General features: G+C 60.6%; 11 protein-coding genes. 6 read left to right on the top strand and 5 right to left on the bottom strand.

Annotated elements, in window-relative coordinates; genetic code table 11:
• The first annotated feature begins 380 nt into the window (after positions 1-380).
• Both putA and AC07VF_RS10660 read left to right on the top strand, forming a co-directional pair.
• Entirely contained in the window at positions 381-4334 is a 3954-nt protein-coding gene (putA, locus tag AC07VF_RS10665; RefSeq protein WP_495008564.1) for a trifunctional transcriptional regulator/proline dehydrogenase/L-glutamate gamma-semialdehyde dehydrogenase, read from the top strand.
• Between the two features lie 225 nt (positions 4335-4559).
• On the top strand, positions 4560-6362 hold the full coding sequence (locus AC07VF_RS10660; protein WP_495008565.1) for an acyl-CoA dehydrogenase: 1803 nt from the start codon (positions 4560-4562) through the stop codon (positions 6360-6362).
• A gap of 47 nt (positions 6363-6409) precedes the next feature.
• Here the strand turns inward: AC07VF_RS10660 and AC07VF_RS10655 are convergent, their stop codons facing one another.
• A complete protein-coding gene (locus AC07VF_RS10655; protein ID WP_495008566.1) occupies positions 6410-9802 on the bottom strand; it encodes a dermonecrotic toxin domain-containing protein in 3393 nt (1130 codons plus the stop codon).
• Between the two features lie 96 nt (positions 9803-9898).
• Positions 9899-12490, bottom strand: coding sequence for a dermonecrotic toxin domain-containing protein (locus AC07VF_RS10650; RefSeq protein ID WP_495008567.1), 2592 nt, complete (start codon positions 12488-12490; stop codon positions 9899-9901).
• 264 nt (positions 12491-12754) lie between these two features.
• Here AC07VF_RS10650 and AC07VF_RS10645 point away from each other — a divergent pair, with 264 nt between their 5' ends.
• From AC07VF_RS10645 to selO, 3 genes are read left to right on the top strand one after another with little or no spacing between them, the layout of a single operon-like run.
• Positions 12755-14497 carry a potassium/proton antiporter gene (locus AC07VF_RS10645; protein WP_192171172.1) on the top strand — a complete coding sequence of 581 codons (1743 nt, stop codon included), beginning with the start codon at positions 12755-12757 and terminating at the stop codon, positions 14495-14497.
• Positions 14498-14533: 36 nt separating this feature from the next.
• Complete coding sequence (gene mscK, locus AC07VF_RS10640) at positions 14534-17902, top strand: mechanosensitive channel MscK (RefSeq protein WP_495008568.1); 3369 nt, start codon at positions 14534-14536, stop codon at positions 17900-17902.
• 48 nt (positions 17903-17950) lie between these two features.
• Complete coding sequence (gene selO / locus AC07VF_RS10635) at positions 17951-19414, top strand: protein adenylyltransferase SelO (RefSeq protein WP_495008569.1); 1464 nt, start codon at positions 17951-17953, stop codon at positions 19412-19414.
• Positions 19415-19431: 17 nt separating this feature from the next.
• Here the strand turns inward: selO and AC07VF_RS10630 are convergent, their stop codons facing one another.
• The 3 genes from AC07VF_RS10630 to AC07VF_RS10620 form a co-directional block, all read right to left on the bottom strand.
• Positions 19432-19833, bottom strand: coding sequence for a helix-turn-helix domain-containing protein (locus AC07VF_RS10630; protein WP_192171175.1), 402 nt, complete (start codon positions 19831-19833; stop codon positions 19432-19434).
• Positions 19830-20123: a type II toxin-antitoxin system HigB family toxin gene (locus AC07VF_RS10625; protein ID WP_192171176.1), complete on the bottom strand. Its 294-nt coding sequence runs from the start codon at positions 20121-20123 to the stop codon at positions 19830-19832. The genes AC07VF_RS10630 and AC07VF_RS10625 overlap by 4 nt, the downstream gene beginning before the upstream one ends.
• 77 nt (positions 20124-20200) lie before the next feature.
• Positions 20201-21142 (bottom strand): hypothetical protein, encoded by a 942-nt coding sequence (locus AC07VF_RS10620; RefSeq protein ID WP_495008570.1) that lies wholly within the window; start codon positions 21140-21142, stop codon positions 20201-20203.
• A gap of 400 nt (positions 21143-21542) precedes the next feature.
• On the opposite strand from AC07VF_RS10620, the gene trxC reads away from it, so the two are divergent.
• A complete protein-coding gene (gene trxC, locus AC07VF_RS10615; RefSeq protein WP_423570950.1) occupies positions 21543-21977 on the top strand; it encodes a thioredoxin TrxC in 435 nt (144 codons plus the stop codon).
• The last annotated feature ends 35 nt before the right edge of the window (positions 21978-22012 follow it).

The raw sequence follows: 22012 nt of genomic DNA, 5'->3' as shown, positions 1-22012 counted from the left end.
TGAGGCATCAGGTTCGCGATTGGCCGCTCGCGTGTGTCGCGGGCTGGCGAGAACCTCGCCGCTGCACACCGCTGGAATGCACCAAAGCGGCGCATCCTAGAGGACACTCTGACGCAGGTGCAACCCGAAAAACGCCATTCCATGGCTTTTTTACAATTTAGATCAAAGTGCCATATACCCCGTATTTGCAGGGCAACAGCCAGCTAGAGCCTTGGCCAAGCAGGCACCCGAACCGGGCGAGGCCAGGCCAGCTCGACTCAATACAGGGCACTTTGGAAACACTTTGAAAAAAGGGGTTGCACCCGGTTGCACCTTTTCGATCCCGCGGCTAATCTTGCCGCAGCTAAGCCACATGACCGTGGCTGTCATGAGGATAAGAAATGGCCACCACCACCCTCGGTGTCAAACTCGACGACCCCACCCGCGAGCGATTGAAAGCGGCGGCGCAGTCCATCGACCGGACGCCCCACTGGCTGATCAAGCAGGCGATCTTCAATTATCTGGAGAAGCTCGAGGGCGGTGCGACCCTGAATGAACTCAGTGGTCAGGGTGGCAAAGACGCCGATGATCAGGGTGATCTGCCCGCCGACAACGCCCACCAGGCGTTCCTCGAATTCGCCGAAAGCATCCTTCCCCAGTCTGTTTTGCGCGCCGCCATCACCTCCGCCTACCGCCGTCCCGAGCCTGAAGTGGTGCCGATGCTCATCGAGCAGGCGCGCCTGCCTGCGCCAATGGCCGATGCAACCCACAAGCTGGCGGCGTCGATCGCTGAAAAGCTGCGCAACCAGAAGAGCGCCGGTGGCCGCGCCGGTATCGTCCAGGGCCTGCTGCAGGAATTCTCGCTGTCATCGCAGGAAGGCGTGGCGCTGATGTGCCTGGCCGAAGCCCTGCTGCGCATTCCTGACAAAGGCACCCGCGACGCATTGATCCGCGACAAGATCAGCACCGGCAACTGGCACCCGCATCTCGGCAACAGCCCGTCGCTGTTCGTCAACGCCGCCACCTGGGGCCTGTTACTGACCGGCAAACTGGTCAGCACCCACAACGAGGCGGGCCTGACCTCCTCGCTGAGCCGTATCATCGGCAAGTCCGGCGAGCCGATGATCCGCAAGGGCGTCGACATGGCCATGCGCCTGATGGGCGAGCAGTTCGTCACCGGCGAGACCATCGCCGAAGCTCTGGCCAACGCCAGCAAGTTCGAGGCTAAAGGCTTCCGTTACTCCTACGACATGCTCGGCGAAGCGGCCCTGACCGAGCATGACGCGCAGAAATACCTGGCGTCCTACGAGCAAGCCATCCACTCGATCGGCAAAGCCTCCCACGGTCGCGGCATCTATGAAGGCCCTGGCATCTCCATCAAATTGTCCGCGCTGCACCCGCGTTACAGCCGGGCGCAGTACGAGCGCGTGATGGACGAGTTGTACCCGCGCCTGCTGTCGCTGACCTTGCTGGCCAAGCAATACGACATCGGCCTGAACATCGACGCCGAAGAAGCCGATCGCCTGGAGCTGTCGCTGGACCTGCTCGAACGCCTGTGCTTCGAGCCGCAACTGACCGGCTGGAACGGCATCGGTTTCGTGATCCAGGCGTATCAGAAGCGCTGCCCTTACGTGATCGATTACGTCATCGATCTGGCCCGCCGAAGCCGCCATCGCCTGATGATCCGTCTGGTGAAAGGCGCGTACTGGGACAGTGAAATCAAGCGCGCCCAGGTCGAGGGCCTGGAAGGCTACCCGGTCTACACGCGCAAGGTTTACACCGACGTTTCCTACATCGCCTGCGCCCGCAAACTGCTCTCGGTGCCGGAAGTCATCTACCCGCAGTTCGCGACCCACAACGCCCATACGCTGTCGGCCATTTACCACATCGCCGGTCAGAACTATTACCCCGGTCAGTACGAGTTCCAGTGCCTGCACGGCATGGGCGAACCCTTGTATGAACAGGTCGTCGGCAAAGTCGCCGATGGCAAGCTGAACCGACCGTGCCGCGTGTACGCACCGGTCGGCACCCATGAAACGCTGCTGGCGTATCTGGTGCGTCGACTGCTGGAAAACGGCGCCAACACCTCCTTCGTCAACCGCATTGCTGACCAGTCGATATCCATTCAGGAACTGGTTGCCGATCCCGTTTCCAGCATCGAGCGCATGGCCACCCAGGAAGGCGGGTTCGGCCTGCCGCATCCACGCATTCCGCTGCCGCGCGACCTGTACGGCAGCGAGCGCGCCAACTCCGCCGGCATCGACATGGCCAACGAACATCGTTTGGCATCGCTGTCTTCTGCCCTGCTCGCCACGGCGCACAACGACTGGAAGGCGGGCCCGATGCTGGGCAGCCCGGTCAGCGCTGGCACTGAAACGCCGGTCCTGAACCCGTCCGATTTGCGTGACGTCGTTGGCCATGTACAGGAAGCCAGCCTGGAAGACGTCGATAACGCCCTGCTCAGCGCACTCAGCGCCGGACCGATCTGGCAGGCGACGCCGCCGGCCGAACGTGCCGCAATCCTTGAGCGCGCCGCGGACCTGATGGAAGCCGAAATACAACCGCTGATGGGCTTGCTGGCTCGCGAAGCCGGCAAGACGTTCGCCAACGCCATCGCCGAAGTGCGGGAGGCTGTGGATTTCCTGCGCTACTACGCGGTGCAGGCACGCAACGATTTCAGCAACGACGCTCACCGCCCGTTGGGCCCTGTGGTGTGCATCAGCCCGTGGAACTTCCCGCTGGCGATTTTCAGCGGTCAGGTGGCGGCAGCCCTGGCGGCCGGTAACCCGGTCCTCGCCAAACCTGCGGAACAGACACCGCTGATCGCCGCGCAGGCCGTCCGCATTTTGCTCGAAGCCGGTATTCCCGAAGGCGTGGTGCAACTGCTGCCGGGCCGCGGTGAAACCGTCGGCGCGCGGCTGGTGGGCGATGATCGCGTCAAGGGTGTCATGTTCACCGGTTCCACTGAAGTCGCTCGCTTGCTGCAACGCAATGTCGCCGGCCGTCTCGATGCTCAGGGCCGGCCGATTCCCCTGATCGCTGAAACCGGTGGCCAGAACGCAATGATCGTCGACTCCTCGGCGCTGACCGAACAAGTGGTCATCGACGTGGTGTCCTCGGCGTTCGACAGCGCCGGCCAACGCTGCTCCGCACTGCGTGTGCTGTGCTTGCAGGAAGATTCAGCGGACCGCGTCATCGAGATGCTTAAAGGCGCAATGGCCGAAAGCCGCCTCGGCAACCCGGAGCGCCTGTCGGTGGACATCGGGCCGGTGATCGATCAGGAAGCCAAGGCCGGCATCGAGAAACACATTCAGGCCATGCGCGACAAAGGCCGTAATGTGTATCAGGTCGCCATTGCCGACAGCGACGAGATCAAGCGCGGCACCTACGTGATGCCGACGCTGATTGAGCTGGACAGCTTCGATGAACTGCAACGGGAAATCTTCGGCCCGGTCCTGCACGTCGTGCGCTACAAGCGTCGTGAGCTGGATCAACTGATCGCGCAGATCAACGCCTCCGGTTATGGCCTGACATTGGGCGTACACACGCGCATCGACGAGACCATCGCCAAGGTGATCGACAACGTCAACGCCGGGAACATGTACGTCAACCGCAACATCGTCGGCGCCGTAGTGGGTGTGCAACCGTTTGGTGGCGAAGGTTTGTCGGGCACCGGCCCGAAAGCCGGTGGCCCGCTGTATCTCTACCGTTTGCTGTCGACGCGTCCCGCCGATGCCGTGCAGAAATCCTTCGCCGCCCGCGATGCGCAACAGGCGCCGGATATCCGCATGCAGGAGGCGATGCTCAAGCCGCTGCATGCGCTCAAGGCCTGGGCAAGCAGCCAACAACTCAGCGATCTGGAGGTGTTATGCAGCCAGTTCGCCGAGCAATCCCAAAGCGGCGTGACCCGCACGCTCATGGGCCCGACCGGCGAGCGCAACAGCTACAGCATCCTGCCGCGTGAGCACGTGCTGTGTCTGGCCGAAGATGAGACGGATCTGCTGGCGCAACTGGCCGCAGTGATGGCGGTGGGCAGTATGGCAATCGTGCCGGACGTTGAACCGGCCAAGTCGCTGCACAATCGTCTGCCGAAGGATGTGCAGTCCCGCATCAAGCTGGTTGCCGACTGGAACAAGGACGCGGTCGCCATTGACGCGGTATTGCACCATGGCGATTCCGATCAACTGCGCGCCATCTGCGAACAGGTCGCTCAACGCAGCGGCGCGATCATCGGCGTTCACGGGCTTTCCAAAGGCGAAACCAACATTGCGCTGGAGCGTCTGGTGATCGAGCGTGCGCTGAGCGTCAACACCGCGGCAGCGGGCGGTAATGCGAGCCTCATGACCATCGGCTAGATGTCTTCGCGGTCAAAGACGGTCCCACTCAGTGCACGCGCTATTCAGTGGAATCGGCTTCAGCCGGGAAGAAGCCAGTGCGGGCGCCATCCGTTTTGCGATGGCGCCGATGCATTCTTGCCGTTTGGTGGCCGTTTGAGCGCCCCATCACCCGCATCAATCATCCTGTTCACCCCTTCTCCTCGCCCCTAGACTCGACGGCATTCCCAAGAAAGGTACGCCGCCATGTCCGAGACGCTGCTCAGTTCCCGCAATCTGGCTTTCGAGCTGTATGAAGTGCTGGACGCCGAGGCGCTGACTCGGCGCGAGCGTTTTGCCGAGCACAGCCGGGAAACCTTCGATGCAGCGATCAGCACGGCGCGCAACATCGCGGAGAAATACTTCGCGCCCCACAACCGCAAAAACGACGAGAACGAGCCGCGCTACGAGAACGGTGCAGCGGTGCTGATTCCGGAAGTGAAACCCGCCGTGGACGCCTTTCTCGAGGCTGGGTTTCTGAACGCCGCCCGGGACTTCGACGCCGGTGGCATGCAACTGCCGACCCTGCTGTCTCAGGCCTGCTTTGCCCATTTCCAGTCCGCCAATGCCGCGACGGCGTCGTACCCCTTCCTGACCATGGGCGCGGCGAATCTCATTGAAAACTTCGGCACCGACGAGCAAAAGCGGCGCTTTCTGCAACCGATGATCGAGGGCCGCTTTTTCGGCACCATGGCCCTGACCGAACCCCACGCCGGATCGTCGCTGTCGGACATCCGCACACGCGCCGAGCCTGCGGAAGACGGCAGCTATCGCCTGCGCGGCAACAAGATTTTTATCTCGGGCGGCGATCACCCACTGTCCGAAAACATCATCCATCTGGTCCTCGCCAAACTGCCCGACGCACCCGCGGGGGTGAAAGGCATTTCCCTGTTCATCGTCCCGAAGTTTCTGGTTAACGACGACGGCAGTCTCGGTGAGCGCAACGACGTCATTCTGGCCGGGCTGTTTCACAAGATGGGCTGGCGCGGCACCACCTCCACGGCGCTGAACTTCGGGGACAACGGCAACTGCGTCAGCTATCTCGTGGGCAAGCCGCATCAGGGCCTGAGCTGCATGTTTCAGATGATGAACGAGGCACGCATCGGCGTCGGCATGGGCGCGGTGATGCTGGGTTATGCCGGTTACCTGTACTCGCTGGAATACGCCCGCGAACGTCCGCAAGGCCGACTGCCTGACAGCAAGTCACCGGACGGGGCGCCGGTATCCATCATTCAGCACGCCGACGTGAAACGCATGCTGCTGACGCAAAAAGCCTACGTCGAGGGTTCGTTCGACCTGGGCCTTTACGCCGCTCGGCTGTTCGACGACACGCAGACGGGCGACAGCGAGGACGTGCGCAAACACGCCCACGAGCTGCTTGACCTGCTGACGCCCATCGTCAAATCCTGGCCTTCGGAGTTCTGCCTGAAGGCCAATGAACTCGCGATCCAGATCCTCGGCGGCCATGGCTATACGCGCGATTACCCGGTGGAGCAGTACTACCGCGACAACCGCCTGAACCCGATTCATGAAGGCACCCACGGCATTCAGTCCCTGGATCTGCTGGGGCGCAAGCTGGCGCAAAACGGAGGCGCCGGGCTCAAGCAACTGATTCGTCTGATCGCCGGCACCTGCGAGCGGGCCCAGACCCATGAATCGCTGACGGTATTGCGCCAACCGCTGGAGCAACTGGTCGCTCGCCTGCAAGCGGTGACCCTCGGCCTACTGACCGATCTGAGCGAGGGCAAGGTCAACGGGACGCTGGCCAACTCGGCGCTGTACATGAAGGCGTTCGGGCACGCGGTGATTGGCTGGCGCTGGCTGGAACAGGCGATTCGTGCGCAGGAGGGGTTAGAGAAGAACAACGAAGCCGACACCGACTTCTACAAGGGCAAGTTGCAGGCCGCCCGATACTTCCTGACGTGGGAAGTACCGGGTTGCCATCATGAGCTGGCGATTCTTGAGCGCCGGGATGACGCTTGTCTGTCGATGCAGGCGGGCTGGTTTTAAGCCCGCCACATGACAGCCGCAGCGACTCGCTCGCGCTAAGCGTTGATTCAAGCCCCTGGTGCCTTCCAGGAGTTTTCGGCGCCCGGAAAGATTCTGAACCGTGAAGCAAACGGGCGATAAAACTCTTTTACCCGATTCAAGCGTTTGTAGTATTCGGACGCGTAGACATTGGTATCCATTTTGAACCCGTCGTCGAGCAGGTCGGCATAATCCGGCCGGGTTTCTTTGAGTACATCCAGAAACAACCTGGGCCCCGTGACTTCCGAGATCTGCGTCATGTAGGCGGTCATCGCCGCCTTGGATTGATGTCGGGAAGACGTCAACGCTTCAAGGGCGGCGTATTGTCTGGTGAACCGGGTATGAATTTCCCGCTCCATTTCCCTGAACACGGGATTGCCGGGGCGGCTGGCGAAATGACTGTTACCGGGGCCTCTGAACGACAAAGTCGGGCTTTCCAGTGTGCCGCCCACCAGCACGTCATGGGGTCCCGCCAGCAGCTCGGCTCCCGAGAATGAGCGACCGATGACGTCGTCGCAGTCCATGTAGATGCCGCCGTACTCCCTGATCAATCGGTACCTCAAGATATCCGAGGCTGCGGCAAAGTTTTCCAATTCTCCTCGGCGAAAGCAGGAAAACGCTGTCGAGGTGTGCGGGTCGTTCATGAAGCCCTCGAAGAAGGGCTCATCCTGCAGCCTGGAAATGGTCATGTTGGGAAAGTCGGCGAACGCATTCTGCAATTGCGCGGGGGGGTACAGACCGTCAGACGCTGCCGTGTCGTCAATATCCACATGCATCGTGAACTTGAGATCGGGACTGATTCGCATGTTGGATTTGATGTTTTCGATGAGCGATTCACTCGGCAACCGCCGGCCCAGCCAGACCTGGTGCACCACCTGCTCGACCGGCTCTGCATTGGCAGGAACACCCGGCAGGCGCCGGAAGGTGTAAAACACGTCACGCACCCCTGCCCTCAAGTTATCCCTGACCCTCAGATAATCCGTCTCGGTCCCTGTGCGCCAGCGGCCCTTATTGTCCAGCCAGAGAAACCGCTCGTTACTCGATTCCCAGCAGGCTATCTCAGCGTTGTAAGCGACCTTGGTCCCCTCAGGAACGTTGTTGGCGAAATATCGAAGTACCTGCTTTCCTTCCTCGTTCTCTACCCACCTCATTTCGATGCCGTCCATGGGGATCTCGACCGTCACGGGTGGCTGGGCGCGCGTGAGTGTGATTTCACCCCGTTCGCCCGGCAGTGCCGTCTGGGGCGATTCCTCAATGAAACTGGCGCCGCCGCGCAGGCCGGGACGCAGGTCAATGTCGGAATAGAAACCGCTCGCGGGTTTAACGTAGGGCCCCTTCACCTGCGGATCCTCCGCCGAGAAGATGCGGTACTGCCCGACCTTCTCGACGGGCTCCACTGGATACACCTTCGCGTGCACACGGGCGAAGTAAGCTGTCTCGCCGGGGGCGGGATGCTCGACTTTATAGACGGCTCCAAGGTCGTCCACTTGCCAGGCGCCAGGGATGTCACCCAGCGCGGCCCCGTATTCGAAGCGGGCCAGTGACGCTCTCAGGGCCGGCTGCAGCGAACGCAAACCCTCCGGCTCCACGCCAAACGCTTTGATGCTGTCGTACGTATTAGTGCGGTGGGCTTTGAGCGCGATGCGATCCTGCACTTCCTGACTCAGCCGTGCCTGGCGATCACTCGCCGACTCGCTCGCCTGCGCCAGTTCCTCTTCAATACTTTCAGCCTGCGCTCGTTGTTGCTGCTGAACAGCCACCGCCTTTTCCTCGGGACTTCGATCAGCAATCATTTGCCCGATTTCATCCACAGCATCAGAGGCCGTCTCTTCCGCCACACGGGTGGCAGCCGCCGCCAGCCTGCTCGAAGCCGCTGCTCCGCCGATGACAGCGGGTGCCGCATTCAGAACGCCGAACACAATGCGGTCCACGCCGTCTTGCCGCTCTTCAAGGGTCCTGCCTTCAATGACCTCATCGATGCCAAGCCCGACCAGCGCCACGGACATTGCGGCCAGTGGAATCCAGAGCGCCGGCACCGCCATCGCGACAACACCGGTCACGGTTACGGCCCAGTACAACACCTCAGCCGATATCTCTTTGTTGTAATCCGCCTGGCTACGGATCAGTTGATTGCCGTCGGATTCAAGTCGGCTCTGCACGTTGTATTTGAAGTGGGAAAAAGGCCAGGGCGAAAGGGCATCGCCGAGATGGATGATCTTCGCCGGGTCCCAATGCCCCGTTTTCACATCAAGTTTGTGCGGAAACGCTGCGAGTCCTGCCAGGGTCTGGTGAAGTCCGGTGTAGGTGAAACCGTCGGCGACGTCTTCCACCTTGAAATGCCCTTCAAGGGCCTTCCTTCGACGTGGCCCCTGGCACTGCAGCGCAATCCAGCTTCGTAATTCGGAAAGATGCTGGAAGGCGTGAAGGGGCGACGAGTTGCCAGGGACGTACATCACCAGCCTGTCGGTGTGTTCGTCTCTGATGACGATGATGTCAGTGGCGACGTACCGATACAGAATCAATTCCCGAATCGTCACATCATGGGGCAAAGGCGCGTCGGCGAATGCTCTGAACGTCAAGGTGTCCCAGGTCTGATCCGGCGTCAGGCCAAGCGCTCGCAAGACCAGCTCTTTATCCTCAGCGCTCAGGGAACCCTCCTGATGCTGTACGAAAGCGGATTTCAACAGCGCAGCTTTGATCAACAGGTTGTAGTCATCACCATGGCGATGCCAGAAGCGCTTGAGCGAGTCCTGATAGTGGGACTGCAAATCGAAGTCCCACACATATCGTTTGAAGTCCTGTGGATTGATCGCCATATGGGTCGATCTGTCATAGCGCTGGGGGCTCGTCTTGCGATAAATCGCCTCATAGGCCCGGCACGGTCCGAGGTCCAGGCGCCCCGCAACGACGCGCGCCGGATATCCGCCTTCCTTGTAAGGACTCAAGTGGCCGAGATGATTGAAGAACTGTCCGTTGCCGTTTTGCTGCCAGTCCCGCATGAAGGCCTCGGTCAGGGTCATGGAATAAGCAACCTTTGCCCGGCCCGGTTCCTTCTCCCATTGATTGATGTACAGCGTGGTTATCAGCAGTTCGTCCGGATCCGTCTCTTCGGACACATGCTGGAACAGATAGGCTTGCGCTTGGGTGCGTGCATACTCACGCGGCGATTCGTAGCTGACGTGCTGCTGATCGAGCCAGTCGCTCAGCAGCATGGCGTCAGCGTCTGCGTCGACTTCGTTCCCGGGCGCCGGCTCGATGGGCCACCCGTTTTCGTCGCGCGGCACACGTGGCTCATTCCAGCCACTGTCTTCCCAGTCCTCGCCTCTCTGGTCTCGCCAGCCCGAGACTCGCGACATGCCGCGACTTCGCCGAAGCTCGTCAGCCCCGCGCTCCAGAGCGGTCGTATCCTTTCTGTCTTTCATAACCCGACATCCTGTCAGTGAGTGAGTCCGTAGAGTCCACCGACAGGCACGCAGGGCCGCTATAGATAATTATTGCTTACGAAATGTGCAGACTGTTCAGGGTTGTTGAATCGGAAAGAAACGATCAACCAGCACCCGCCCGGCACTTCCCAATCGCGCCGCATAACCCTGGCGACTGAAAGGCTCAGCGGTCCGCATGTCGAGCAATTTTCGGCCCGGGACTGGCCCGGTGACTTCACGCAGCTGGACTTTCATGAACCGGTAGAACGTCCCGATGACGTGTTCGATGCTGTCGATCTGAAAATAGTGGCCGGGTAAAAAAATAGCCTCGGCCTCTTCCGGACTCGCAGAGAACAGTGCGATCGGGGTTGCGCTCAAGTACTGTTTTTCCGGCAGTACGAACACCACGCTGGTGTCGTCAAAGCGGATCGGCGCACTCGTGGCACTGGCATGGGCGCCGCCCTGACTGCTGGCAAAGGTGCGCGCCTGATAGGGGTTTTCGCTGAATGAGGTGATATCGGTGTTGACCAGCACATCGCCCACGCTGACGTCGCCGTTACGGAAAAAGGCGCCCGACGTACCACGCGCCCCACTGCCTCCTCGATACAGCGCGACGTCATTGTTGTACCCCAGCGTGCTGACGTCCTCGGCAAGCCTTTGCACCATCGCGACTTGATCGGAATAGGTCGCCACGCCGGTTCGCAAGTACCGGTTATACGCATCGTCCTCATGGGTGTAATGCTTGATGGAAGCACCGACATATTCACCGTCCGCGGTCTTGAACACGCGATGTTTGGCCCACCACTCATCAAAATGCACCTCTTCACCCTCGGAATCAGTGGCGATAACTTCTTCGGGCTCCATGCAGAACACCTCGACCACTGCCTTTTGCCGGGCCAGCGCCGCCTCCGAATAAAGCTGCTCATCGAAAAGGTTGAGCTGCATGAAGCGGTCCCAGAACGCCGATTGCACATTGGCAATGGCCGTCGTGGGCGGCGGACTGATCGTCACGGCGCCGGCGTCCATGGGTGCACCGCCAGACAAGCCCGGGATCGGAAGCCGTTCCCAGCCGCCTTGCACACTGAAGCGGACCGGGCATCTGCCATGGAACGCAAACGGGTTCTGGGGATCGATGATGACCCAGCTGTCCAGGCTTTGATCGAAGTTCAAACGATGCGCTCGCCCTTCGATGACCGCCCATGCTTCGCCACTGCTCAGCCGGAATGACCCTTGATAGGGCCCCTCCTCCAACACAGGCGCCAGCGATTCGAGGACGACGTTGTCGCTCATGCCCGACAACGGATCGGTCGCCGGGAGAGCCGGCATCGCATCGGCGCCTGCGTCTAGCCCCAACGGGCTTCGTGCCGCCATGGACGGCCTGACATCAGTCCCCATGCGCGTCAGCAGCGGCAGGTTCAAGAACAGATAAATAGCGCTGGCGATGGCGCCCAAAATACCTCGCCTGCGTTGTTCGGCGCTTTTACCGTTGACCGCCTGATCGATATTCAACCCCGTGCTGATCAGGCTCGCGCCCACCACAGCCAACGCCAGCGGCCAGCCCAGCGGCGCCAGATTGCCGAGCACGGACAGAAAGGCGTTCAAGTAGCCGAGCCAGATCTGCTTGCGAAGGTCGCTGTTATCGGTAAGCAGGGTGGTGGCGTCAGCAGTCATGTCATGACGGGCGACATCTCGCAGGTAGACGAACGGATCACCCGAGATCGGCTCTGTTCCGCGATTGAGGAGGCGATTGACTCCAGCGTCGTCGTGATCATTGCTCAGCAGCCGAGCCACATCGCGCTGGAATGCAGCGCGGTGCGTCTCCCAGTCACTCGCCGAATGCAGAAATCGGGCGCAAAAGACCGCCCGAGTTCTGATGGACAGGAACTGCGCCTTCAACCACTCGTACATTTGGTGGTGGGTATCGAAGCAGTAGAACGGCGTTTGCGCCCCGCAGACATACAGGATCTGACGTCCGTTTTCATCGACGATACGCAGAATGTCCCGAGCCTTGAACGCGCCCAGTTCCAGATAAAACACCGACACCGCTGACGTCACAGGCATTGGCTCACGCAGCTGCGCGAGGGTTACAAGCCCCGGCCCGGTCGCCAGGACGCTGCGCAGCATCTCGAAATCCGTGGCTGACAGCTGGTTTCTGCTCCGGCCTTCTCCTGCAGACGCCAGGTAGCGAACCTTGGCAAGCACGCAGAAGTTGTCGCCGTGCTGCGCCCAGAACCTGTCCATTTTGCGGCGGTAGCCCGCACTGAAATCAAGGGCCCAGAAATCGTTGAGCACCTCTGCCGGGAGCATGCGCACTTCATTCCGTTCGTCATAAAAGCCATGCTGCGGACCGTCGGTGTAGAAACCGCCATACACCGCGAGCTCGTCGGGGGCTTGCTGCTCGCTTGCGTTGAAACGACGAATCACCAGTTCGGTCATCGTCATGGATTCCATCGTAGCGCCAGCGTGCTTCCATCCGGTAAAAGAGCGCGAACTGCTGCTGGCGCTGGAGAACCGATGCCAATACACCTGATCGGGGTCCAGATGCTTACCCGTGTGCCTGAAAATGATGCTCTGGGCAGCGGATCTCGCCAGTGCATTGAGATCGGGATAGTCGGTGACGTAACGGCTGGCTATCAGTTTGAGCTGACGTTCATCCGATTCGGGTAATGGGTGGGCTTGTACGTTCATGATGATCACTTCTCCTGAAATAGGAGCCAGAGGTGATCAGAGTTGGCAGCGCGGGCTGGCATAAATATGTATTGCTGCTGTCATCCGGGAACGGATGTGATCAGCGGCCTGCGAGTAACAGGCCCGTTGCACGGCCATTAGCCTGCCCATCTGGAATTACGCTTTGACAGCCAAGCAATTCAACAGGTTAAATCCCTTGGCACGCGGACTGCATGGTCAGTTCGCGCCCTCGTTTGTTCGAATTCGTTTTCTGGAGTACCGCCCTTGGATGCCACGACCATCAACAGCCTGTTCCTGATCGGCGCGTTGCTGGTGGGCGCAAGTATTCTGGTCAGCTCGCTGTCCTCCCGCCTTGGCATTCCCATTCTGGTGATCATCCTCGCCGTCGGCATGGTGGCCGGCGTCGATGGCGGCGGCATCATCTTCGATAACTACCCGACGGCCTATCTGGTCGGCAATCTCGCGCTGGCAGTCATTCTCCTCGACGGCGGCCTGCGCACGCGGGTGGCGAGTTTCCGCGTCGCACTCTGGCCAGCCTTGTCCCTGGCGACAGTCGGGGTGCTGATCACCACGGGGCTGACCGGCATGGTCGCCGCCTGGTTGTTCGACCTGAACATCATTCAAGGGCTGCTGATCGGCGCCATCGTCGGTTCCACAGACGCCGCCGCCGTCTTCTCGCTGCTGGGCGGCAAAGGCCTGAACGAACGGGTGACCGCCAGTCTCGAGATCGAATCCGGCAGCAACGACCCGATGGCGGTATTTCTCACGGTCACGCTGATCGACATGCTGTCCAGCGGCCAGACCGGCCTGCACTGGAGCCTGCTGGGCCATCTGGTTCAGGAGTTCGGCATCGGCGGGATCATCGGGCTGGGCGGCGGCTGGATCATGCTACAGCTGGTCAACCGGATTAATCTGGCCAACGGCCTGTACCCGATTCTGGTGGTCGCCGGCGGTCTGGTGGTCTTCGCACTGACCAACGCCATTCACGGCAGCGGCTTCCTCGCGGTGTATCTGTGCGGTCTGGTGTTGGGCAACAAGCCTATTCGCAGCCGCCACGGCATCCTGCATATGCTCGACGGCATGGCCTGGCTGGCACAGATCGGCATGTTCCTGGTGCTGGGCCTGCTGGTCACGCCCCACGATTTGCTGCCGATCGCGCTGCCAGCCTTGGGCCTGGCGCTGTGGATGATTCTGGTGGCGCGGCCGTTGTCTGTGCTGGCGGGCCTGCTGCCTTTCCGGGTGTTCCATGGCCGCGAAAAAGCCTTTATTGCCTGGGTGGGCTTGCGCGGCGCGGTACCGATCATTCTGGCGGTGTTCCCGCTGATGGCCGGTCTGCCCCATGCGCAGCTGTATTTCAATCTCGCGTTCTTCATCGTGCTGGTGTCGCTGCTGGTTCAGGGCACCAGCCTGCCGTGGGTGGCGAAATGGCTGAAAGTGACGGTGCCGCCTGATCCGGCGCCGATTTCCCGCGCAGCGCTGGAAGTGCATGTCACCAGCGAGTGGGAGCTGTTCGTGTATCGCCTTGGCGCCGAAAAGTGGTGCATCGGCGCCGCGTTGCGTGAGCTGAAAATGCCCGAAGGCACGCGGATCGCAGCCCTTTTTCGTGGCCAGCAACTGCTCCACCCGTCGGGTAGTACGGTGCTGGAAGTCGGCGATCTGCTGTGCGTCATTGGTCACGAACATGACCTTCCCGCCCTCGGCAAGCTGTTCAGCCAGGCGCCGCAGCGCGGTCTGGATCTGCGCTTCTTCGGTGACTTCGTGCTCGAGGGAGACGCTGAGCTGGGGGCTGTCGCGGCACTTTACGGTCTGAAACTCGACGGGCTGGACCCGGGCATGCCGCTGAGTCAGTTCATCATTCAGAAGAATCGCGGTGCGCCGATCGTGGGCGACCAGATCGAATGGAATGGAACTATTTGGACCGTCGCGGTTATGGACGGGAACAAGATCCTCAAAGTGGGCGTCAGATTCCCCGAAGGAAGCAGCCCGGGGCCCGCGCTGTTCCTTTAAACTGCCCCCCATTTCTGCTCGCTCGACCCGGTGTCTATGTTCACGCTGCGTAACTTTTTTGCCTCGGCCCTGCTAGGGCTTTGCCTGTCGTCCGTACCGGCGCTTGCCGCCGATACGCCTCCCCTGTCCAGCGAGGCCGTCCAGCGCAGTCTGGACAAGATCGCCGACCGCAAACTGAACCCTGACGACCAGAAAGCGCTGCAGCAGGTGCTGGAACAGACGCTGACGTTCCTGTCCAGCCAGAAGGACAATCAGCAGAAGCTGGAGGATCTGAAAAAGCAGCTTGCCGACGCGCCCCGCCAGACCGCCGAAAACCAGCGCGAGTTGGCCAAGCTAAAGGCCAGCAAAGTCATTCCGGTCACCCAGCGCTACGCCAATCTGGACGTGCCGCAGCTTGAGCAAGTGCTGAGCCAACGCAGCGCCCAGCAGGCTGATCTGCAAAAATCCCTCAACGACGCCAACAGCCTGACCATCACCGCGCAAACCCGGCCCGAGCGCGCCCAGGCCGAGATCAGCAGCAGCCAGACGCGCATTCAGGCCATCAATGGCATCCTCAAGTCGGGCAAAGACGGCGGCAAAACCATCAACGCCGACCAGCGCAACGCGTTGAACGCTGAACAGGCCTCATTGAACGCGTTGATTGCGTTGCGTCGTCAGGAGCTCGCCGGCAACAGCCAGTTGCAGGACCTGGGCGGCAGCCAGCGCGACCTGCTCACGGAAAAGGTCAATCGACAAGATCAGGAAATCCAGGACCTGCAGACGCTGATCAACGAGAAGCGTCGCGCCCAGTCCCAGGAAACCGTGACGCAGTTGTCCCTTGAAGCGCAGAAAGCCGGCGGCAGCAGCCTGCTGGCGAGTGAAAGCGCGGCCAACCTCAAGCTCTCCGACTACCTGCTGCGCGGCACCGACCGCCTCAACGAGCTGACCCAGCAGAATCTCAAGACCAAGACCCAGCTGGATGCCATCACGCAGACCGATCAGGCGCTGGACGAGCAGATAAACGTGTTGAGCGGCAGTCTGCTGCTGTCGAAAATCCTCTACAAACAGAAGCAATCCTTACCCAAGCTCAAGCTCGACAGCGGCCTGGCCGACGAAATCGCCGACATTCGCCTGTATCAGTTCGAGGTCAATCAGCAGCGCGAGCAGATGAGCAGCCCGAGCGCTTACGTCGACACGTTGCTGGCGACGCAGAAGCCCGAAGACGTCACACCCGCACTGCGCAAGACGTTGCTTGATCTGGCCACCACGCGGAGCGACCTGCTGGAGCGGCTGAACCGCGAGCTGAGTGCGCTGCTCAACGAATCCATCACCCTGCAGCTCAATCAAAAGCAGCTGGTCAGCACGGCCAACAGCCTGCGGGCCACCCTTGATGAGCAGATGTTCTGGATTCCGAGTAACAAGCCGCTGGACCTGGAGTGGTTCGAGCGCATCCAGCCACGACTCGTCAAACAGGTCACCACCCTGCCCTGGACGTCCAGTGTCAGCGAACTGTATGACGGGCTGACCCAGCGCCCACTGATTTTCCTGCCGCTGTTCCTGGTGATCGGCGCGCTGATGTGGAAACGCAAGGCACTGTACGACAAGCTCAATCGCCTGCACGCCGACATCGGCCACTTCAAGCGTGACCGGCAATGGCAGACGCCGCTGGCGATTTTCATCAACGTGTTGCTGGCGATGCCGTTGTCGCTGACCCTCGCGGTATGCGCGTTCGCGTTGCAGATCGACGCCCGCGGGCAGAACGTCAATCTGGGTTCGGCACTGCTGCAAGTGGCGCTGGCCTGGCTGGTGTTCTACACCGCTTACCGGATTCTCGCGCCGGGCGGCGTGGCGCAACTGCACTTCCGCTGGGAAAAGCCGCAGGTTGAATTCCTGCGCGGCTGGATCCGGCGCTTGGGTCTGGTGGTGCTGGCGCTGGTGACGGTGGTTGCGGTAGCCGAGCACGAACCCTCAGCACTGGCCGACGACGTGATCGGCATCGCGGTGGTGCTGACCTGCTACGCGCTCATGACCTGGCTGCTCGCGCGCCTGTTGCTCACCAGCCCGACCCACCGCAGCGCTTCGCTGTTTCGCCGCGCCGTCGGTCTGGCCTTCACTGCCCTGCCCGTCGCGCTGTTCGTCGCCGTTTGCTTTGGCTACTACTACACGGCGCTGAAACTCAGTGATCGCCTGATCGACACGCTGTATCTGCTGATGCTGTGGCTGGTCATCGAAGCCGCTTTCGTACGCGGGCTGAGCGTCGCCGCGCGCCGTCTGGCGTACCAGCGCGCACTGAGCAAACGTCAGGCCGCGAAAGAAGCCGGCGAAGGCGAGACGCTGATCGAGGAGCCGACGCTGGACATCGAGCAGGTCAACCAGCAGTCGTTGCGGCTGATTCGTCTGGCGCTGATTGCCGGCTTCATCGGCGCGCTCTACTTCGTCTGGGCCGACCTGATTTCGGTGTTTTCGTACCTCGATAACATCACGCTGTACGAGTACACCAGCGGTACCGGCGCCAACATCAGCATGGTGCCGATCAGCCTCGGCGACCTGATCGGCGCCCTGGTGATCATCGGCATTACCTTCGTGCTGGCCGGCAACTTGCCGGGCCTGCTGGAAGTGCTGGTGCTGTCGAAGCTCAACCTCAAACAAGGTAGTTCGTACGCGACCACCACGTTGCTGTCGTACACCATCGTCGGCGTGGGTTTCGTCTCCACGCTATCGGCCCTCGGCGTGAGCTGGGACAAGCTGCAATGGCTGGTGGCGGCGCTATCGCTGGGCCTGGGTTTCGGCATGCAGGAGATCTTCGCCAACTTCATCTCCGGGATCATGATCCTGTTCGAACGCCCGGTGCGGATCGGCGACACGATCACCATTGGCGCACTGTCGGGTACGGTGAGCAAGATCCGCATCCGCGCGACCACCATCACCGACTTCGACCGCAAGGACATCATTGTCCCGAACAAGACGTTCATCACCGGGCAACTGATCAACTGGTCGCTGACCGACACGATCACCCGCGTGACGCTGAAGCTGGGCGTGGATTACGGTTCGGATCTGGATCTGGTGCGCAACCTGCTGCTCAAGGCCGCCCGTGACAATCCACGGGTCTTGAAAGAGCCCGAGCCGATTGTCTACTTCCTCAATTTTGGTGAAAGCACCCTCGACCACGAGCTGCGCATGCACGTGCGTGACCTGGGCGACCGCAACCCGGTGCTCGACGAAATCAACCGGTTCATCAACAAGGAATTCAAGAAGCAGCACATCAATATCTCGTTCCGGCAGATGGAGGTTTACCTCAAGAACATGCAGGGACAGGAGTACAAGATGGTGCCCATCGAGTCCGAGCAGAAAACCATCACACCGCCCGCTGCCGTGCCCCCGGCGCCAAAAGATGCACCGGAGCCGCCCGAAGCCAAACTCGACTGACCGGTAAAAACCCAGCAGAATGGTCGGACATTCTGCTGGAGGCATCCCTTGAAAGCCCTCGACGAGCTGACCTTCGATAATCGCTTTGCCCGTCTGGGCGATGCGTTTTCCACCACCGTGCTGCCCGAGCCCATCGCCGACCCGCGGTTGGTGGTTGCCAGCGAAGCCGTCCTCGCGTTGCTCGATCTGGACCTCGCTCAGGCAGAACAACCTCTTTTTGCTGAAATTTTCAGCGGCCACAAACTGTGGGCCGAAGCCGATCCGCGGGCGATGGTTTACTCCGGTCATCAGTTCGGTTCGTACAACCCGCGCCTGGGTGATGGCCGCGGTTTGCTGCTCGGTGAGGTGTACAACGACGCCGGCGAACACTGGGACCTGCACCTGAAGGGCGCCGGGCAGACGCCATATTCGCGCATGGGCGATGGTCGCGCTGTCTTGCGCTCGTCGATCCGCGAGTTTCTCGCCTCAGAAGCCCTGCATGCCTTGGGCATCCCGACCAGTCGCGCGGCCTGCGTGATCGGCTCCAGCACCCCGGTGTGGCGTGAAACCCAGGAGCGCGCGGCGATGGTGCTGCGACTGGCGCAAAGCCACGTGCGCTTCGGCAGCCTGGAGTATTTCTTCTACACCAAACAGCCGGAACAGCTGAAGCAACTGGCCGATCACGTGCTGTCCCTGCACTACCCCGAATGCCTGGAACAGCCCGAGCCGTACCTAGCGATGTTTCGCGTGATCGTCGAGCGTCAGGCCGAATTGATCGCCAAATGGCAGGCCTATGGTTTCTGTCATGGCGTGATGAACACCGACAACATGTCGATTCTCGGCATCACCTTCGACTTCGGCCCCTTCGCGTTTCTGGATGACTTCGACCAGCATTTCGTCTGCAACCATTCCGATCACGAAGGCCGCTACTCCTTCAGCAACCAGGTGCCGATTGGCCAGTGGAACCTCAGCGCGCTTGCCCAGGCGCTGACACCCTTCGTCAGCGTCGAGGCATTGCGTGAGGCGCTGGACCTGTTTCTGCCGCTGTATCAGGCGCATTACCTGGACCTGATGCGCCGACGGCTGGGGCTGACAACGGCTGAAGACGATGACGCTGACTTGATCGCGCGGTTGCTCCAGCTGATGCAAAACAGCGGCGTCGACTACACCCTGTTTTTCCGCCATCTGGGGGAGGAGTCAGCCGACGTCGCGGCAGGAAAGTTGCGCGACGACTTCGTCGACATGCTTGGCTTCGACGCCTGGGCCGACGCCTACACAGCCCGCATCGCCCGCGAGCCCGAGTCCAGCCAAGAGGATCGCCGCACGCGCATGCACGCGGTTAACCCGCTGTACATCCTGCGTAACTACCTGGCCCAACGCGCCATCGAAGCGGCCGAACAGGGCGACGATAGCGAAGTCCGCCGCCTGCATCACGTGCTGTGCAAGCCGTTCGACGAACAGCCCGGAATGGAAAGTTATGCACAGCGTCCGCCGGATTGGGGGAAGCATCTGGAGATCAGTTGTTCGTCGTGAGTGGGGGTGAGTTGAGGTCAGATAAAGACCTCTACCGGCACGCCGAAACGTTCCGAAATCTTGCGGATCTGCTTGAGGCTCAACTGGCGCTCGCCTGAGAGTATTTCGGAAATGACGGACTGCGTCCCTACTTCAGGCATGTCGCCTTGGCCGAGGTTGTGCTCGTGCATCAGGTAACGCAGCGTCTCGGCGCTTGAGGCCATAGGCATGGGCCGATGCTCATGGTCATAGGCTTCAATCATTTCGCTGACCAATATGGCGAGACGATTCAGAGGGTGCTGCTCATCCTCTCCGATGATCTCCAACAGTTCGTCGAGCCCGCTGACAAGCAGATCATATTCAGCTTCCGTTTCAGGCCGAGTCAGTAATGGCGCCAAGTGATGCCAGTGCTCCGCAGCCTGTTTAATGAGCGCGCTCATTGCTCATCCCTCCATTTACCTTTGTCGTATTCACGATGGTCGAACACATGCTTTATGTACAGCCGCTGTGCTGAGTAGTTAACCGACGCAATCAGCCGGATCTTGTTCCCGCCGATATCAAAAACATGAAATCTTCCCACTTTATCTGTCGAGGGCAACATCGCTCTCATCGCACTAAAATCGTTCAGCCTGGATGCTTTGACTAAGCGGTACCAAGCGTCAAGAGCAGTTGCCGATTGTGGCCATTTCTTTTTTGCCTCCCATATTCGCTTTTCAGTGATGACGTGCATTTCCCTACCGTTGTGCGTGCAATATCCAGCCTAGCTACCCATCCGACCATCACCAACCGCAATAGCCGGAGCATCTTTTATCCTGCTGCCTTCTCATTCTTGGACGTGGTACCAGCTTGCTTAACTTGCGCATTGGCATTCGCAGCCGTTGGCTTCTCAACCTCCTGAGCTGCGGTAGTCGGCACCGGAGAAGTGCGGGGCGAGAATTTCTTCGTGTGGACGATATTATTCGGATCGGTTTTCTTGTCTTTGGTGGTGTCGACGATGCCGGCGAGGATGTCGTAAAGGGTCAGCTTGCGGTCCGGCGCCTGGCGTCCAAAAGCGCCCGGCAGGCTGGGCAGCGTCAGGTCGCTCTTGATCCGCGCTTCCAGAATGGCTTCCGCTCCTTTGGGATAGCTCACCGCCCTCTCAATCGCCGGCAGCGACTTGAGGTAGCTCAGGGCGTCGTTGTAGAACCGGGTGGCCTTGCCCGTCCGGGCTTGCTCGATCACGCCCTCGTTTATCGCAACGTTGCGCCAGTCCTCGTCCATCTTCTGCACGCCCTGCCAGGCCGCGCGCCGCTCGTTAAGCGTGAAGCTTGCGCTGTCGTCGAAGGCAATCAGGTTCAGTTGCTCGCGTGAGAGGTTCTCGAACGGGCTCTTGGCGGTTTTGTCGCCGGCCAGGGTCCGGGTCACGAACGCACTGGCCTCGCGCGCGCGGTCCAGCAATTCAGGGTCGTTCGTCTTGGGCACTTCCATGGCCCGGGTGCCGCTGTTGACTGTGCGGCCCTCGATCAAGAACTCATTGATGCGATTACGCCCGTACTGCCCCAACTCGGAGTGGGTCATCACCGCGTCCCTCTTCTGGGCTCGCGCTGCGCTCTCGTTAAGCTGAGCCGCCAGTGTCGAAAACGTCGCCTTGTCGGTAGCTGTCGTAGCCGCCTTGTCGACGGGTTTGGGGTCACTGTTTAGAGCGGCGTCAACGACTGGCTTTTTGTTCGCGACAACCGCTGCAACCGCGGCCTGGATCTGGCTGATCATGGGCGACTCCCTGGCTATGAGATGACAAGGGCCGACGCGCATGTTCGTCAGTCAGCCCCTCGCGTCGACACTAGCGACGGCCAGGCCGGGCGAACAGTTGGGCGAACGGGGGATGCTTTCGGGTAATCAGCGCTCGGGGATGTGGCTTGACCCGCGCAGTCGGGGGCTGGTACGAAGGGTCAAAGGGGAATTCGTTGCGTCTTCAGGTTTGAGCTTTTATTGGGCGTGGGTATTTAAACGAGCGGTGAAATCTGGGGTAGTTCACACCTGGCATTTCCGGTGATCAGTGAATGCCGACCGCCATTGATGACATCCCGTCGCTACAGGTGCAGCCGTAAAGCTTGATAACCCATCCCCCAGACTCCACGTAACAGTCATCAATCCTACTCAGGTCTCTCCCATGTCCGAATCACTGCTGATCCCCTGCCCGCACTGCAACGGGCTCAATCGCATTCCTGCCGGGCGGCTGTCCGACCAGCCGAAATGCGGGCGCTGCAAGCAGCCGGTTTTGCTGAGCAAGCCGTTCAACCTGACGCAGGGCGATTACGCCAGCCAGATAAAGGGCGATCTGCCGTTGCTGGTGGACGTGTGGGCGGAATGGTGCGGCCCCTGCAAATCGTTCGCGCCGACGTTCGAGCAAGCGGCCACGCAGCTAAGCGGTCGTGTTCGCTTGGCGAAGCTAGACAGCGAGGCTAATCAGCAGCTTTCAGCACAGCTTGGAATTCGCTCGATCCCGAGTCTTATCCTGTTCAAGGACGGCCGTGAAATCGCCCGGCAGAGTGGCGCGATGCCGTTGCAACAGTTGATGGCCTGGCTGACCAGTCAGGGAATATGAGGGGCGTTTCTTCAGCGATCGAAGTGCGTGACAGC

The sequence above is a fragment of the Pseudomonas sp. GW821-FHT02H06 genome (assembly GCF_059421525.1).
The sequence above is the reverse complement of the archived record's forward strand: the minus strand, read 5'-3'. Positions and strand labels throughout refer to the sequence as shown.